Below are 16,072 nucleotides of genomic sequence, written 5' to 3' on the forward strand. Positions count from 1 at the left end.
GAATTCGAGGCTGAAGGCGTCCCAGGAGACGGGTGAGCACTGGAGGAAGGTTTCGCCGGGTCCGAAGGTGCAGTAGGTCTGGCCGGTGATGGTGGAGGTCAGGTTCCGGTGGGAGGCGAGGATCCCCTTCGGACGTCCCGTCGACCCCGATGTGAACATCACACAGGCGGAGTCGTCTCCCGTCAGCACCGATTCCGGGCGGCTCCCCGGCCGCGCCGCGATCGCCGGGGCCTCGGAGTCGACCCGTACCACCGGCCAGGGCCCGGGCACCCGGTGCGCACAGCCCTCCGTCGTGACCAGGGCGGTGATTGCGGCGTCGCCGGCGATACCGGTGAGTCGCAGATCGGGGTGGTCGGGGTCGAGGAGGGTGTAGGCGGCGCCGGTTTTGAGTACGGCGAGGATGGCGGTGGCGAGGGGGAGTGAGCGGTCGACGAGGATGCCGGCGAGGTCGCCGCGGCCGAGTCCGGTGGTGGCGCGCAGGTGGTGGGCCAGCCGGTTGGCCTCGCTGTCGAGGCGGCCGTAGGTGAGGTGGTCCTCGCCGAAGACCACGGCGACCGCGTCCGGGCGGATCCGGGCCTGTTCCTCGAACCGCTCGGTCAGCGGCCGCTCGTCGACCGGAGCCGTCACCCCCGTCCACTTGTCCAGCACGAGCCGCCGTTCGCTCCGGTCCATCAGCTCCAGCGCGGACAGCGGCTCATCGGGCGCGGCGAGCGCGGTGCCCACGAACCGTACGAAACGGTCCTGGTGCGCGGCGACGGCAGCCGTGTCGCAGGACTCCGGCGCCGCGTCGAAGTCGATCCGCAGCCCGTCCTCCGGCCCCAGGTCGTAGACCGCGACCGCCAGCCCGTCCACCGGCCCGTTCCCCAGGTTGTGCAGGGTGGTCGGCACACCGAAGAACCGCATCCCCGGTGCGAAGGCCATGATGTTCAGCTGCAGGGAGACCGGCGGCCGCCCCGGTGCGCCCTCCGGGCCCAACTCCTCGAACCGGGTCCGCTGCCGCCGCAGCCCCTGCCGGACCTCCGTCACCACCGCCCCCAGCAGCCCCGCCAGGGTGCCGCCCGCGGGCACCGGCAGCCGCAGCGGAATGATGTTCGACAGCATCGCCGGGGTGCTGCGGGCCGTCTCCCCGGTCCGCGCCCTCACCGGCAGCGCCAGCGTCAGCTCCTCGGCGTCCGTTCCGGAGGCCCGGTGGACGTAGGCGGCCACCAGGGCGATCACCGCCCTCGTCCACGGCGCCCCGTGCGCGCGGGCCATCTCCCGCAACTGCCGGGCGTACGGCGCGGGAAGGGTCACCGTACGCCGGACGAACGGCAGCGAACCGGGCGGTACGGGCGCCGAGCGCCCCCCGGCGATCCGCGCGGCCGGCGGCGGGTCCGCCGTCTTCGCGACCCAGTACGCCCGGTCCTCCGCCGCCTGCGGCGACTCCCGGTACCCGGTCTCCTCGGCGAGCAGTTCCGCCAGCGAACCGAACGGCGACGGACGCCACGGCCGCCCGGCCGCCGCGTCCTCGTACAGCTCCACCAGCCGGGCGCCCAGCAGGGACCGCCCGGCGCCGTCGATGACCAGATGGTGGAAACCGTGGAAGTAGAACCACAGCTTCTCACCGGCCTTCACCAGGGCGTGCCGGGTCAGCCAGTCCGCCGCCAGATCGAACGGGCGGGCGAGCTCGGCCGCCATCCAGCCGCGGGCCGCGGCGGCCGGGTCCTCGGCGCCGCTGAGGTCCACCAGCGCCAGTTCCCGGTCGCCCGGGTCGGCGTGCAGGGTCTGCCAGGGGCCGTCTCCGTCCGCGCCAATACCCCGGATCCGCATCGCGTCGGTCTCCACGGCGAGCTGCCGGAACGCGGCCCGGACCAGCTCCGGATCGACCCGGCCGCGCAGCTCCCGGTACTCGCCGATGTTGTAGCGGCGGCCGGACGGATCCAGCGTGTGGGCCAGCCAGATCTCGCGCTGGGCCGCCGACAGCGGCAGCCTGACGGATGCCTTGGGGGACATACGGTCGCTCCTCGGGGACGGGCCGGCGCGACGGGCTCGGCTCGGCGGATGCGGACCGGCCCCGCGTACGGGCGGAGCGGTCCGGCGGTTCGGCGTGCGGATGCGGTGCGACTGCGAGGTCCCCGGCCGGTCCCGCCGGTCCGGTCCGCCGGGAACTCGCTTGGCTCATCCAATCCGCGCCGTCCGGCCCCGGGCGGCAGTTGCCCCGGCACTCCGGGAGCAGTTCAGACGGCGGCAGTTGCCTGCGGCGAGCCCACCGGGGCCCCGGTCACCAGCGCCCTGACCAGCGCCGGCACCCGGAAGCGGGCCGGGCCCTCCTCATGGGCCGCCCGGACCAGCCCCGACAGCAGCAGCTCCCGCAGCAGCCGCCCGCACTCGTGCAGACTGCCGCCAGTCAGCGCGGTGAGCGCGGGCAGCCCGAAGCCGTCGGCGACGGAGTCCTGGCCCGGCGCGGCGCACAGGGCGCCGAGTACGGCGCGCGGCCCCGCGGGCAGCCGCCCGATCCGGCCGTACAGGGAGTCCCGGAGCCGGTCGTCCCGGCCGCCGAGATGGTCGAGGAACGCCGCCGGATCCACCGCCAGCGTGTCGCAGAGCGCCGCCAGATCGGAGACGACCAGCCAGGAGGCGGCGGCCGACAGCGCCCCCGGATGTCCGTCGAGGAGCCGGCAGATCCGTACCGCCCGCTCCCGGTCGGCCGCCGTCACCGCCGGAGCCGCCAGCACCCGCCGCACCTGGTCCAGGAACATCCGCACCGCGGGCTCGCGCTCGTCCCCGGCCGGCTGCGGACCGTCCGCCGCCCCCCGGGCACCGGCGGACGGCACGGGCAGCGGGCAGAGCAGGAAGAGCCGTTCACCTGGGGCCTGCCACGGCTCGTCGGAGGTCACCAGCAGCCGCAGCCCCGGCACCTCGTGCAGCAGCCGGGTCAGCCGCTCCGCGCACGGAGCGTGCGCCGGGGCGCCGTCGAGCACCAGCAGCACCGGCCCCTCGCCCAGCAGCGCGCTCGCCGACTCCCCGCCCGAGGGCCCCCGGTGCGGTAACCCGGACGCGTACAGCCCCGACACCAGACGCTCCGTCAGCTCCGGCCACGGCCCGCCGGCCGCCGGGCCGTACTCGCGGGCCGCGCCGGGGAAGGCGTGCCACAGCACCGGCACCCCGGAGACGTGCAGAGCCGCCGCCGCGGCCAGTGCCACCCGGGTCTTGCCGACCCCGGGCAGACCCACCAGATGCACCAGCCGCTCCCCGCCGTCCGGCGCCAGCTCCTGCACCAGGGTGGCGATCTCCGTGTCCCTTCCCACCAGCGGCTTCGGGGCGTTCGGCGGAGCCGGGGGCCCCGCCGGGGCTCTGCCCGCGCGGCCCGGCCGCGCGGCGTCCTCCAGCGCGGCTCTGGCCCGGGGCCCCAGCCGCAGGGCGTCCGCCATCAGCCGTACCGTGTCGGTACGGGGGCGGGTGGCCCGGCCGTGTTCCAGATCGCGGATCGCCCGCACACTGATCGTGGACAGGTCGGCCAGCTCCCGCTGGGTCAGTCCGATACGCAGCCGATGGGCCCGGATCAGGGCTCCCACCTGTGAATCCGTGACGGTCTCTGTGAAGTGGGCGGGGTTCATGGGCGCTCCCTGAACGGGGTGGGGAGGGACATGTCCCATCGTCGGCACCCCGCTATCGCGCCACCATCCCGGCGCCGCCGCGCACCACGGCCGCGGCGGGCGGATCGCCGGGCCGCTATCACCCCGGCCGGGGCGGGACCGCGCCACCGGACGCCCTTCCTATCGCCGTACCCGTCCACGCCGTGCACCTCTGGTGATGGTGGGGCTCCCGTGCCGGCCGGTGCGGATGGTACGGAGCCCGCGACTCCAGCCCGCCCCGTACCGCCGCACTCCGTCCGGGCCGTGATAGCCGGGCGATAGGAGCACGGCCGGTCCGGCGATTCCATCCCTCCCTAATGTGGTGTCCACAAAGCAGGAAACGCCCCGCCACCAGCGGGAACGCCCCAATCGAAGGGATCGGATCATGGCTCTCTCCCAGGCTCTCCGCACCGCGGCCGTCACCGCGGCCGTCGCCGGCGCCGCACTGTTCGGCATCCAGGCGGCCCTGGCCGGCGACAGCACCCCGGCGGGCATCCCGGCCACCTCGGCCCAGGCGGACGGACCGGCCCCGGCCGGCTCGCCCACCCCGGCCCCGAGCCCCTCCAACGTCAACAACCCCTGGGACTGACGGCCGTGAACGATCCCTGGGACTGACCCCGAAGCGGAACCGCCCGAGAACCTCTCCGTTCTCCTCCGACGCCGACGACTTCCGGGAGTGATGACCGTGAACGATCCCTGGGACTGACCCCGAAGCGGAAACACCCGGAACACCCCGGCCCCCGAGGCCCCCGGACCGTGACAGAACCGGTCCACCCGCTCCCCGAGCAGTGCATCCCGCGCCCGCGACAGCGCCACCACCGGCCAAGCCCCCGAACCGCTCCCGCACCGGCCGGCCGACGGCCCGACGGCTCGGGTCCGTTCCCCGCCCCGCCGGTCCCGCCCCGCCGGTCCCGCCCCGCCGGGCCCAGCCGCGGCTCCGCCTCAGCCGCCCGCGAGCAGCTGCTGCGCCTCCGCGAGCTCCGGCTCCATCCGGCGGTCCCTGAAAGCCCGTACGGCGCTCCGCAGCAACTCCCGCGAACGGTCCCGGTCACCCGGCCCGCCGTCCGACACGAGCAGCTTCGCCAGGTCCAGCCGTACGAGCGCAGCCCCACCCTGGTCCATGATCCGCTCCCGGATGCCCAGCGCCAGGTCCAGACAGTCCCGCGCCGCCGCGTCCTGACCCATTCTGGCGTGCGCCAGCCCCAGGTCCCGCAGCAGATGGCCCTCCCCGATCACGTCCCCGCTGTCCCGGCAGAGCTCCAGGACCTCGGTGAACGTCGCCACCGCACGGCCCCGTTCGCCCTGCTGCTGCTGGAGCTGACCGGCCCGGCGCAGGGCCCGCGCCTGGCCGCCCGTGTAGCCGACCAGCCGGTAGATGCCCAGCGCCTCGTCCAGCCTGCGCTGCGCGGCCGAGCTCTGCCCCCGCTGCATCCAGATCTGCGCGCTCTGGGTCAGCACGATGGCCCGGCCCACCACATCGCCCGACGCGTCGAAATCCCGCAGGGCCCGGTCGTACAGCTCCAGTGCCTCGCACTCACGACCGAGGAACCGTTCCAGCAGGGCCAGATCACGATGGCAGAGACCGAGCCCCTGCCGGTCCTCGATCTCGGTGAACAGCCCCAGCGCCGTTGTCAGCGCGGTCCGCGACTCGTCGTACTGGCTGCGGCTGAGATAGAGCGAACCGAGCGAGGCCAGTACGGCGGCGCTGCCCCGCTGATTGCCCGCCGACCGCGCCGTCCGCAACGCCAGCCGGTGCGTACTCTCCCAGTGGTCCAGATAGCCGCGCATCTCGAAGAGCGTCACCAGCGTCGTCGTCAGATCCCAGCACACCTCGTCCAGCTGCTCGGCCGCCGCGTGCTCCACCGCCTGCACCAGATTGGCGTGCTCGCTGTCCAGCCACTCCATGGGGTCGGCGAGCAGCTCGTCGACATGCGCGGCGGGCGGCACCCAGCGCGGCGCCGATCCGTGCAGCACCGTGAAGTCCCCGCCGTAGACCCGGCGGTGGGCCTCCTCGGCCAGCGCCATCCAGCAGCCCAGCATCCGGTTCAGCGCCGCCGACCGGGTCCCCGGATCGTCGTGCGCGGCCAGCTGCTCCCGGGCGAACACCCGGATGATCTCGTGGAAGCGGTAGCGGAAGCCGCCCGTGGACTCCATACCGACCGCATCCAGCATCTGCACGTCGACCAGCGGCTCCAGCAGATCCGAAGGGAACGGGCGGCGGTCGTCGAGCAGCGCCCCGGCGAGCCAGCCCGGCAGGCTGGGCCCCTGCGCCAGGCTCAGCAGCCGCAGCAGCTGCCGGTCCGCCTGCCCCAGCCCGTCGTGCGTCAGCGACAGACTCGCCCGCATCGTCATCTCGCCGTGCGTGAGTTCGTCCAGTTTGTGCCGCTCGTTCGCCAGCCGGTGCACCATCGACGCCAGCGTCCAGTGCGGCCGGGCCGCCAGCCGGGCGGCCACGATCCGCAGAGCCAGCGGCAGCCCGCCGACGGTCCGGACCAGCGCCTCCGCCGCGACCGGCTCGCCCGCCACCCGCTCCTCGCCGATCACCCGGACCAGCAGTTCCAGGGCCTCGCCGGTCTCCAGCACATCCAGCTCCACCCGGTGCGCGCCCGGCAGCCCCGTCATCCGCACCCGGCTGGTGACCAGCACCGCACAGCTCCCGGCCCCCGGCAGCAGCGCCCGGACCTGACTCTCGGACGCGGCGTCGTCCAGCACCACCAGCACCCGCCGGGACCCGAGCAGCGTCCGGTACATCTCGGCGCGCTCGTCGAGGGACTCGGGAATGACGGGCCCGGGGATGCCGAGGGCGCGCAGGAACCGGCCCAATACCTCCCCGGCGGTCGCCGGGGCACCGCTGGTACCCCGCAGATCACAGTAGAGCTGCCCGTCCGGGAAGTGCGTCTCGCCCACGCCGTGCGCGATATGTGTGGCGAGTGTCGACTTTCCCGTCCCCGGTTTGCCGACGATCACGACGAGCCCCACGGCCCGCCGCTCGCCCGGTCCCAGCAGCGTCTTCTCGATGTCCGTGATCCGGGTGCCGTGACCGGTGAAGTCCGCGGTGTCGGAGGGAAGCTGGCGCGGTACCTCGGCCACCGGCACCGGGGCCCCGGCGGGGTCGGCCCCGGCGGGGCGGGGCCCGGCTTCCGCCGTCCGGCCTCCGGCGTCCTGCTCCGGCGTCTCCCGGCCCGGACCGCCCGCCGCCGGCCGGGCCGGCGTGTCCCCTCCGCCGTTCCCGGGGCCGGCGGGACCGGACCGCCGGCCCGGCTGCGGAGCGGCCAGACCCGGCGGCGGCACCTCCCCGGCGAGGATCGCCGAATTCAGGCTCCGCAGCTCCCCGCCGGGCTCCAGACCCAGCTCCTCCACCAGCAGCTCTCTGCCGAGCCGGTAGACGTCCAGGGCCTCCGCCTGCCGCCCCGAGCGGTACAGCGCCAGCATCAGCTTCCCGCGCAGCTGCTCCCGCAGCGGATGCTCGTGCGCCAGGTGCTGTATCTCGCCCACCAGCTCATGGTGCCGGCCCAGCTCCAGCTCCAGGTCGATCCGGTGCTCGGCCGCCGTCAGCCGCTCCTCGTCCAGCTGCCGTGCCTTGCTGCGCAGCTTCTCGCTCGCGATGCCGCTCAGGCAGTTCCCCTGCCACAGTCCGCCCGCCGACCGCAGCAGTTCCACCGCCTCGGCCGCGCCCCCGGCCCGTTTCCCGGTCAGCCGGGCATCGGCGATCCACCGGGCGAACAGCGCCGCGTCGACCGAACCGTCCTCCGTCGCGAGGACGTAGCCGGGCGGGCGGGTGGTGATGGCGGCGGCCACCGCCCGCCCGCCGAACAGCTTCCGCAGCCGGGACACACAGATCTGCACCTGGGTCCTGGCGGTGTCCGGCGGGTCGTCCTCCCAGATCAGATCCACCAGATAGTCGGTGCTGACGACGCGGTTCGCCTCCAGCAGCAGCGCGGCGAGGACCACCTCCTGGCGACCGGGCGGAATCCGTACCTGTCCGTCCGGGCCCTGCACATGCAGTGGCCCGAGGATACGGAAGACCACGGAGTCCGGGGTCGGGCGACCCTCACCGGGCGATAAGTCCACAGTCACTCCCAGTGAGGAACGCGTCCGACCAACAGAGTCCGTGCCGCAAGCGACGTGCAAGACACGTGTGCGGACAGTTTCCCGACCATCTCCACTGTTGTAAACGGTGTGCAGATCCTGTGGTGGCGATAGTGCCGAGATAAGCAGGGGTTGCGGCGCCGGAGGACGGTGGTACCGGCAACCGCCCGTCCGCGGGGCGGTCGTACGAAAGGACGTGCCATGAACAGTCGCCACCCGAGGAAGCTGCTCCCCAGCACTCTTGTCACCGACTCCGGGGTCGATCATGTGCGGCTGGCCTACCACTACCTCGACACCGGGGACATCGACGGCTATCTTTCCCTGCTCGACGAGGACGCCCGGCCCGAGACGCCGGCGCTGGGCTGCCGCCACGACATCGACCGCATCGTGGCCTCCGGCGACTGCGTGGTCGCGATCGGCCGGGTCAGCCCCCAGCAGGTCGACTTCGTCGATGTGTTCACCCTCTCCGACGAGGGCATGCTCCGCAGCCGCCGCCGGTACGCCGCCGCCTGGGCCGCCGCGCGCTGACACCCCGCCGCGGGCCCGGGGCCGCCGTGCCTCAGCCGGCGTCCAGGGCGACCGCGGGGTGCGGCCACACCGGCCCCGCCGACGCCCCCGGCCCGAGCATCAGCGTGGTCAGCCCCCGCCCGGTGGCGCCGCCAAGGCGTCCGAGGGGCCCGTCACCCCGCAGCCCACCAGGGGCACGGCGGCCGTGGCGGTCAGAACCGCTCTCCGGTTCAGCGGGCTCACCCGGGCTGCCGCCCTGCTGATCGGGGGGCGACCAGCCGGTGGCGCGCCGTGGGGCCGTTCCCGGCGGCGTGGCGGAGGGAACTCATCAGCCGGCCGGCCACCCGGGCATGACGCCCGGGGTCAGACCCTCGACTCCTGCGTCCCCGGCCCGGAATCGGGCGACCCAGTTCGTCACCGGATGAAGCCTCGCTGTCTCGTCCGTGCCGAGGAGGAACAGTCCGTCCTCCATGTGTCCGACCGGGAGGAGAGGGAACTCCAGTTCCTCGTCCCACTCCCGGAACCGGTCCTCCTCCCCTTCGGCCGGCGTCGGGTTGAACTCGAAGGGCTCTCGGGCACAGGTGATTTCCGGCCCTTTCCCCTTGACGCGGATTCCTCCGAATCCGGTGAGGAATCTCCCGGCGGCCGCATACGTCGGCAGCCCGTTCAGCGCGAAGTGGGTACGCCAGGCGGGGACGTCCACGGTGCGATCGTTGTGCCATCCTGCTCGCCGGAGAATCTGCTCGGCCTTCGGCGAGAATCGTTCCATGTTCGCTCTCTCTCGCCGACGGCTCACCGCAGGCTCGGCCGACGTACGAGACGAGGTTCGGGAGGGCACCGTGCCGCGACCGGAGGCTGCGCCGCTCCGTGGCATTTCGTGGCCGGGCAGCACCAGATCGGCTGGCTTTCCGTACTGGCAGTCGTGGCTCCGAAGCCTCGCGCCCGCGGTTCGCAGCACCGTGGGCGTTGTGCGGTGCAGTGCCCGAGGACCAGGGCGATCACCTCCACCGAGGGCCGCTGAACAAGATATGCCGGATGCGAAGAACATTGTTAGGGGTGGTGACGCATGCTGAGAGGCTTGCCGCTTCTTGCTGCTGCACTTGAGGCTGTAGCGCAAATTCAGTGCGAAGAGCCCCTTGTTGCGGCGGAGTCGTCGAGGCGGCCCACGAGGCCCGAGATCGACAGTCCGGGGCAGTGCGAGTGCAATCACCGAACCCGAAGCTGGCTTCACCATGGGATGGAAAGAAACTGCCGCCTTGGCCAGCTACGGCGCTGCGCCGGCGGGTTCTCGGTGGCAGTCGGCCTGCGGGGTCTTGCGGCGATTCCCGGCCGCCAGGGCTCTGCCGCTTCGGCATTCAGATCCTTGAACTTGTCGGGGATCCCGGCATCAACGTGAGTGAGTCGCCTGAGCCCGGTTCAGTACCAGCAGATTCTTCGTCTGCTGGTGGTACGGGCATTGCAGGTTCGTGACCTGCGGAGATGCGTGCGTTGGGGCTCTGAGTCGATGAGTTGGCCCGGGAATGGTCCGGATCTTGGCTTGGCTTCGATGGAACCAGGCGGCTATGGCAGGTGCGTTTTGCTTGGCGACAGCGCTGCGCTCTGGAGTTTGGTTCTTCGGAGGCTGGCTGTCACTGTCGGTGACTCAGGTAGGTGTTGCGCACTCCCTGTCCCAAGAACGCACTGAGGGACGGGGAGCTCGACGTCTGCGTCTTCGGTGTCACCCCGGCGACCTGTGGGGGAAGCGCTTGGTGGTGACGATCTGGGCCTGGAGCGTCGACGGTCCACCCCCGCCTGCGCGGGAAGCCAGCACCGAGTCCTACCGGTTCCGCGTCACCGAGGCCGAACGACGCAGCTGAACGGGTTGTTCGACCGGTCAGTCCCGGCTGGAAAGAGGGGTCCTCAGTTCCACGCGAAGCCGGATCGAGGTGTCGATGGGCAGCCCAAGGCTGGCGAGCCGCAGATCTTTCGAGTAGGTCGAGATGAGGTCGAGATCCCGCAGCTGGCGCTGGAGCTCTGCAAGGGTTGCCTCGTCGAGGTCGGGTAGACCCTCTTCCTGCTCGGCGAGGTACTCAAGGTGCTCGTCCACAGCGTCCACGGCCCGTCGGCTGGCCCAGACCGCGAAGTCACGGCACTCGAACAGGTAGGCGTGCGCGGCATACAGCGTCGCGGCCGCCGCATTGTCGTCCGCGTCTTCGGGGCCGTCCTGCCCATCGTTGTGGCAGTACTCGCTGAGCATGTACTCGGCCACACCCCGTTTCACGGCCGTGAAGGCGGCCGAGTCCCCGAGGGAGCCCTCCCAGACGGAGTTCAGCAGGGGCCGCAGGCTCATCGTGAACGGCGCCCGATCCTCCTCGGGCAGTGCTTCGTGCCAGCTCATGAGCCGTTCAGCGGTGCCGGCGGCGAAGACTCCGCGCTCACTCGACGACATGGCCGTCAGGCGCTCCTCCACCGACGCCGACAACTCCTGCCACGTGTTCAAACCGAGCCACCCCCGAGTCGAGATATCAGCGAGCTCACGCCCACCTCGGGGATCATCGCACCCACCCCTGACAACGCTGGAAGGGGCCGTCCACCAATCTTGCAAGCGCAGGAAAAGGAGCGGGCCCGTCCGCACCGCGCCTGTCAGGGACACGGACCGGCAGGGCCCAGACCACCAAGCTACTGGCCTGCATCCATCCGCTGCCGCAGACACTCCCAACCCGAAGTCACTCGATCAGGGTGGCTCTCACTCCCGCCGCCGATCAAGGACCTGCACAGTTGTCCATCTCCTGCACGGATGGATCAAAGCGGCTCTCGAAACCACCGCCCGCGTGGCTCTCGTTCACCCCGCCGAAAACCCCCGCACTGCTGCGGTCGATGCTGCCGGTCGGTCCACCCCCGCTCGCGCGGGAAGCACTCTTTTTGACCTGCGGTTTCAGAGGAGCTTTGCTGTTTGTTGACCATTGCATCGGCTCATCGCAGTTCATGATGCCAGAGCTGGCCGCACGAGGCGTTGTGCGCTGGATTGTGGGTGTGGGGCAGGGTGGGCTGACTCGATCTGTCAGGGGTTGGCGGCGTGGCCCCTGGTTCTTGGGTTGCAACTTGGCTTCGGCCCCGAGCGTCTCTCCGGACCGGAGGATTTCCCGGATTATGGAGCAGATCGTGGTAGCGGGCGTGCGCCTTGATCCTCGCGGGTTTGTCACTCTTTGTACCTGCGCTTCGCTGGGTGGCGTGGGAGGCTGCCAGCCTCGGCGAAACAATCCTCATGCCGCACGTGTTCAGCCCCTGGAGAGATCTTGGGATGGGGGCGATGGAACTGAGGATGTTCAGCACGAAGCGCGGCATGACGGAGGTCATGCCGCGTCTGGCTGAGGCCGAGGCGGATGTGCAGAGCCTTGTCGAGGCCCACATGGAGGCGATGCTGGGCGTCGGATTCCAGGCGCGCGAGTACAGCACCGGCCGCTCCACGGCGGGCGGATCGACTCACTGGGCCTGGATGAGAACGGCGCGCCAGTGATCGTGGAGTACAAGCGGGCGACCGACGCCGGGATGATCCACCAGGGCCTGTTCTACCTGGCGTGGCTGATGGATCACCGGGACGAGTTCCAGCGCCTGGTGCGCGACCGCCTCGGTGCCGAGGCCGCAGGGCGGATTCTCTGGAGTGCCCCGCGGGTGATCTGTGTGGCTGGCGACTTCACCCCCCACAACGTGCATGCCGTGCCGGAGCACTGGCGCAGTATCGACCTCGTCCGCTACCGGTTGTACGGCGACGACCACATCGCGCTGGAGACCGTCGCCTCTGTGCACGGGCACGCCCGAGGGCCCCGCCGCCGGAACGGGGCGGGTACACGGACCGCGCCAGCGCCGGGTCGCCGGCCGGCTGGCCGGGCGATGGCGGATCTTTCGACGGCCTTGGACGAGGTTCTGCTCGGGCTGGGCGATGATGTGGCGGCGGTTCGGCGCAAGCAGTACACCGCCTACCGGCGGCTGCGGAACTTCGTCTGCGTCCCGCCGGCGCGGCAGGCCAGGATCCTTGCCTATGTGAAGGCCGACCCGAGGTACGTGATCTTCGACGGGTCCGGCAGGTCCAGGCCGGCGATGTCCTGGGAACTTTCGACGATCACGGTGGCGCCGGGTGCCTCGCCGTAGGTGCCTTCGACTTCCTCGTGGCCGGCGTGCCCGATGAGCACGATGCTGTTGCCGCGGTCGGCATAGCGGCGTGCCTCGGCGTGGACCTTCGTCACCAGCGGGCACGTCGCGTCCACCACTTGGAGGCTCCTGCGGGCCGCCTCCGCACGGACCTGCGGGGAGACACCGTGGGCGGAGAACACCACCAGGGCCCCCTCGGGAATCTCGTCCAGCTCCTCCACGAACACCGCCCCGCTCCGTCAGACCGGCGATGACGTGAGTGTTGTGGACGAACGACAGCGTTCTGGCCCAGCACTACCACCGCACGGCCACCCATCTGGCCGCCGAAGCCGACGATCCCCCCACACCTACACCATCGCGATCCGCGCACTCGCCTCCCAAGCGCTGGAAATCGGCCACCGGCGGCCTTCCCTCGCCCTGACCGAACAGGCGGCCGCCACCGCGAAACGCCACTCCTCGCCCCTGACCCAGTCCTTCACTCAATCCCAGCTGGCCCTCGCCCACGCACGGGCCGACGACCGCCCACGGGCCCTCCTCGCGCTCCACCACGCGGAAGCCCTCCACAGCCACGCGGACCAGAATCCCACCGACCCCTTCGACAACTACCCCACCGCGGCCCTGCACTACCAGCGCGCCCGCACCCTGACCGCACTCAAGGACCACCGGGCAGCCGCCCGCGCCTACAGCACCTCCCTGCGCGCCCGCGCCCCACAGGCACGCCGCGCCAGGGCACTGACCACAGCGCTCCTGGCCGAATCACAACTGTCCCAGGGAAACCTCGAAGAATCCCTCACCACCTGGAAGCGCTTCCTCATCGACTACCCCGGTCTGCGCTCAACCCGCGCCAAGGCATCCCTCACCACCATGCGCAAGGTACTGCGCCCCTACAGCACCCACCCCGACGTGGCACTCCTGACAGAAGAAGCCGCAACCCTGTGACACCACCACCACCCACACCCTGCAAGGGGGCACGACACGCCAGCCACGCCGGACGACGACGGGTGCGGGACGCTGCCGCTGCTGCACCTTTGTGCGCTTGTGAGTATCGGGGTGTGGTCACGCCATTATCAACGGTGGCGCAGCCGGCGGCTCGCCGGGGCGCTGGCGATGGTGGCTTCACCCGGGAGCCTGGGCGTACGGTCGCAACCCCGCGTCATCCGGCACCGTAACCGCACGGTCCACGGGTGGTCATGCGGCCAGATCGTGCAGGGTGCGGACACCCGGTGGGCCATGTCGGCGATCTGAGGGCCAATGCACCAGGCCCTGCTGTAGGCCAGGTCGACGGCGAGGCGGGTGAGGTAGCGGCTGACGACCGCGAAGACCATCGGCACATGGCCCGGCGGCTTCAACCGTACGTCTCCGATCCGCAGAGCGCTGGGCAACGTCGGCTCGGCCGGCTGGTCACTCGTCCGGGTGGTCCTGAAATGGTGTCGGCGTGGCAGCGTCCGGCCGCGGGGATCGGCTGGTGGAGGGGGCTGTGTGTTGTCTGCCCCATGTCGGTGAGAGCCGGAAGTGGGTGTGGTGATGACGTATCAGCGAAGGCGGCGTGGTGCGGTACTGGCCGCGGTGACTGCGGGGGTGCTGTCGGCGGCCGTGCTGCCCGGGCAGCACGCCGCAGGCGCGCCCAGGGCGGCTGCGGCCGGGCATGAGGTGTTCACCAGCGACGGACGGTGGTTCCCTCCCGACGGGGTGACCGAGTACACCGTGTACGTGTGGGGTTCGGGCGGGTCCGGCGGAGGAGGCGGCGGAGGAGGCGGTGGCGGAGGCGGGGAGGCCGCGAACATTCTCACGGCGCGTGAGGGCTATGGCGGCGCGGGAGGCGCGGGCGGCGACGGCGGTGGCGGAGGCGGCAGCGGCGCCTTCACCCAGTGCACCTTCACGGCCCTCAGCCTGATCCAGCTCGGCGGTCTCGACACTCTCCTCAGGGGTGTTGGAGTCACCGTCGGCGCGGCGCGGCCCGGCGGGGACGGGGGCACCGGCGGAAGAGGCGGGAACAGCGGAGGAGGCCTCGCCGGCGACAACGGTTCGGGCGGCGGACGAGGAACCGCCGGTGAGACCGGCGAGGGCCGGGCTTCCGGCCTGTCCGTCCTTCGGATTCCGCTGCTGGCATCCGCGCGGGGCGGCGGAGGAGGCCGGTCCGGGAGCGGCGGGGACAACGGCGGCGGCGGATACGAGGACGGTGCCATCCGCGCCAACGCTGGAGAAACCCCCGCTGCCGGCGGCGCGGGCGGAGACGCCTCCACCGGCCTCCTGGACTTCTGCTCCGACTTCTCGTCCACTGCCGGGACCGCGGGCGGCCCCGGCACCACCGGCAGCGGAAGCGCCGCACCCGGCACGACCTACCTGGGCAGCTTCGGCGGCGCCGCAGGCTCCGGGGGAACGGGTGCCGCCACGGCGGCCCGGACCCTCACCCTCGCCGACGGAACCCAGTACACCGTCCCGGCCGGCACCGGCGCCGGAGGAAGCGGCGCCGGAGGCGGCGGGGGAGGCGCGGGCGGCAACGGCGGCATCGCCGCCACGAACCCCAGCGCAAACGGCGACGCCGGAGCATCCGGTGCCACGGGCAGTGCCCCCGGCCAGGGCCTGGTCGTCATCGCATGGTCGGCCCAGGGGCAACAGAGCTGACACCCACGCTCACCGGGCAGCGCGAGCGCGCGCATCTGAACCAGCTGCGCCACTGATCTTTTCGTAAGTTCAGTGGGTGTGGTGGGTGGATGGTGAGGCCGGTGTGGGCGAGGAATGACCATGGCAGTTGTGGGTTGGCGTTGATGCGGTGGATGCCCTGCTCGGCGGCGTCGGCAACATTGGCGAGATGGTCGCCGGCGAGGTTGGCGAGTTCATGTTTCTTGAGCGGGGACCACAAGAGTTCCACCGGATTCAGCTCGGGAGCATAGGCGGGCAGTCGTTCCAGGGTGAGCCAGTCCTGCCCGGCGACCCAGGCCCGCATCGCCCTGCTCCAGTGGGCGGACAGGCCGTCCCGGACCAGGACCACCCGCTCGCCGCGGTAGAACACCTTCATCTGCTCCAGGACCTCGATGAGCCCGGCGGTGTCGTAGCTGCCGGGCTTGAGGTGGAAGCACAGGCGGGCCCCGCGGCCGGGGTCGGTGGCGTGGTATCCCAAGGCTCCGGCCATCGACGCCCGCTTCCAGTTCAGCCGGTGCCGCAGCAGCGGCGTCCGACCCCGGGGTGAGTAAGTGCGGCGGATCTGAGGGAGCAGGGAGACACCTGATTCGTCGGGGAACACGATCCAGGCACGTGTGTTCACGGCCCCTTTTTGACGCGCGGCCACTCGTGCGCGATCCAGCGGGCGATCTCCGACTCGCCCCGCTCGACAGCCCGACGCTCGGGCCGCTGCAAGCTCCATCCCAGCCGACCGGTCGGCAACCGCCACACCGACGCCCTCGACAACACCACCCCCGTCACCCGCTCCACGACCACGCCGACCCGTTCCAAGGTCCACAGGCCGGCCTCGAAACCATGAGCCCGGGCACCTCGCTCCAACGCGGCCCGGACCCTCTCGACCCGGTGAACGTCCAGCTTGGGCGGACGTCCGGTGGCTGCCCGTCTCCGCAGGGCAGAAGCACCGCCGCTCTCCCACACCCGCCGCCAACGCCGCACACTCTCGGCACACACCCCCACCGCCCGCGCGATCTCCGCATTCGAGACACCGCCCCCGAACAACTCGCCTGCCCGAACACGACGCGCCTCCGCCAACTGAGGTCGCGACAAAGGGG

At 71.7% G+C, this 16,072-nt stretch carries 11 protein-coding genes and 1 pseudogene; 5 read left to right on the forward strand and 7 right to left on the reverse strand.

Going from position 1 to position 16,072, the window contains the following annotated elements; translation table 11 throughout:
- The coding region (locus AAFN69_RS28840) for a condensation domain-containing protein (RefSeq protein ID WP_347731795.1) at positions 1-1,992 on the reverse strand (1,992 nt) is incomplete at its 3' end.
- A 224-nt stretch (positions 1,993-2,216) separates the two neighbouring features.
- Positions 2,217-3,596 carry a helix-turn-helix domain-containing protein gene (locus AAFN69_RS28845; protein WP_347731796.1) on the reverse strand — a complete coding sequence of 460 codons (1,380 nt, stop codon included), beginning with the start codon at positions 3,594-3,596 and terminating at the stop codon, positions 2,217-2,219.
- 403 nt (positions 3,597-3,999) lie between these two features.
- On the opposite strand from AAFN69_RS28845, the gene AAFN69_RS28850 reads away from it, so the two are divergent.
- Entirely contained in the window at positions 4,000-4,203 is a 204-nt protein-coding gene (locus AAFN69_RS28850) for a hypothetical protein (RefSeq protein WP_347731797.1), read from the forward strand.
- 353 nt (positions 4,204-4,556) lie between these two features.
- Here the strand turns inward: AAFN69_RS28850 and AAFN69_RS28855 are convergent, their stop codons facing one another.
- Positions 4,557-7,643, reverse strand: coding sequence for a BTAD domain-containing putative transcriptional regulator (locus tag AAFN69_RS28855; RefSeq protein ID WP_347731798.1), 3,087 nt, complete (start codon positions 7,641-7,643; stop codon positions 4,557-4,559).
- A gap of 261 nt (positions 7,644-7,904) precedes the next feature.
- Between AAFN69_RS28855 and AAFN69_RS28860 the strand changes: the two genes are divergently transcribed.
- Positions 7,905-8,231 (forward strand): nuclear transport factor 2 family protein, encoded by a 327-nt coding sequence (locus tag AAFN69_RS28860; RefSeq protein WP_347731799.1) that lies wholly within the window; start codon positions 7,905-7,907, stop codon positions 8,229-8,231.
- Between the two features lie 307 nt (positions 8,232-8,538).
- On the opposite strand, the gene AAFN69_RS28865 is transcribed toward AAFN69_RS28860, so the two are convergent.
- Positions 8,539-8,979 (reverse strand): SUKH-3 domain-containing protein, encoded by a 441-nt coding sequence (locus AAFN69_RS28865; RefSeq protein ID WP_347731800.1) that lies wholly within the window; start codon positions 8,977-8,979, stop codon positions 8,539-8,541.
- Positions 8,980-10,083: 1,104 nt separating this feature from the next.
- On the reverse strand, positions 10,084-10,689 hold the full coding sequence (locus tag AAFN69_RS28870) for a hypothetical protein (protein ID WP_347731801.1): 606 nt from the start codon (positions 10,687-10,689) through the stop codon (positions 10,084-10,086).
- Between the two features lie 801 nt (positions 10,690-11,490).
- On the opposite strand from AAFN69_RS28870, the pseudogene AAFN69_RS28875 reads away from it, so the two are divergent.
- A pseudogene (locus AAFN69_RS28875) lies at positions 11,491-12,248 on the forward strand (transporter); the annotation flags it as partial.
- Here the strand turns inward: AAFN69_RS28875 and AAFN69_RS28880 are convergent.
- Positions 12,227-12,565 (reverse strand): hypothetical protein, encoded by a 339-nt coding sequence (locus AAFN69_RS28880; protein ID WP_347731802.1) that lies wholly within the window; start codon positions 12,563-12,565, stop codon positions 12,227-12,229. The pseudogene AAFN69_RS28875 and the gene AAFN69_RS28880 sit on opposite strands and share 22 nt — an antisense overlap.
- Before the next feature lie 37 nt (positions 12,566-12,602).
- On the opposite strand from AAFN69_RS28880, the gene AAFN69_RS28885 reads away from it, so the two are divergent.
- Together AAFN69_RS28885 and AAFN69_RS28890 are read left to right on the forward strand one after the other, a co-directional pair.
- The gene (locus AAFN69_RS28885) at positions 12,603-13,277 is read left to right on the forward strand and encodes a hypothetical protein (RefSeq protein ID WP_347731803.1); all 675 of its coding nucleotides are present in this window, start codon (positions 12,603-12,605) and stop codon (positions 13,275-13,277) included.
- A gap of 585 nt (positions 13,278-13,862) precedes the next feature.
- Positions 13,863-14,963 (forward strand): hypothetical protein, encoded by a 1,101-nt coding sequence (locus tag AAFN69_RS28890; RefSeq protein ID WP_347731804.1) that lies wholly within the window; start codon positions 13,863-13,865, stop codon positions 14,961-14,963.
- Here AAFN69_RS28890 and AAFN69_RS28895 read toward each other — a convergent pair.
- Positions 14,929-15,603: a transposase gene (locus AAFN69_RS28895; RefSeq protein WP_347731805.1), complete on the reverse strand. Its 675-nt coding sequence runs from the start codon at positions 15,601-15,603 to the stop codon at positions 14,929-14,931. The two genes, AAFN69_RS28890 and AAFN69_RS28895, sit on opposite strands and share 35 nt — an antisense overlap.
- Positions 15,604-16,072 lie beyond the last annotated feature (469 nt).

It is taken from the genome of Streptomyces sp. CAU 1734 (assembly GCF_039888735.1).
Lineage (GTDB): Bacteria > Actinomycetota > Actinomycetes > Streptomycetales > Streptomycetaceae > Streptomyces.

Coding starts and splice junctions, on each gene's coding strand:
- AAFN69_RS28845 (WP_347731796.1), bottom strand. CDS start 3,596: ATGAACCCCGCCCACTTCACAGAGACCGTCACGGATTCACAGGTGGGA.
- AAFN69_RS28850 (WP_347731797.1), top strand. CDS start 4,000: ATGGCTCTCTCCCAGGCTCTCCGCACCGCGGCCGTCACCGCGGCCGTC.
- AAFN69_RS28860 (WP_347731799.1), top strand. CDS start 7,905: ATGAACAGTCGCCACCCGAGGAAGCTGCTCCCCAGCACTCTTGTCACC.
- AAFN69_RS28865 (WP_347731800.1), bottom strand. CDS start 8,979: ATGGAACGATTCTCGCCGAAGGCCGAGCAGATTCTCCGGCGAGCAGGA.
- AAFN69_RS28890 (WP_347731804.1), top strand. CDS start 13,863: ATGACGTATCAGCGAAGGCGGCGTGGTGCGGTACTGGCCGCGGTGACT.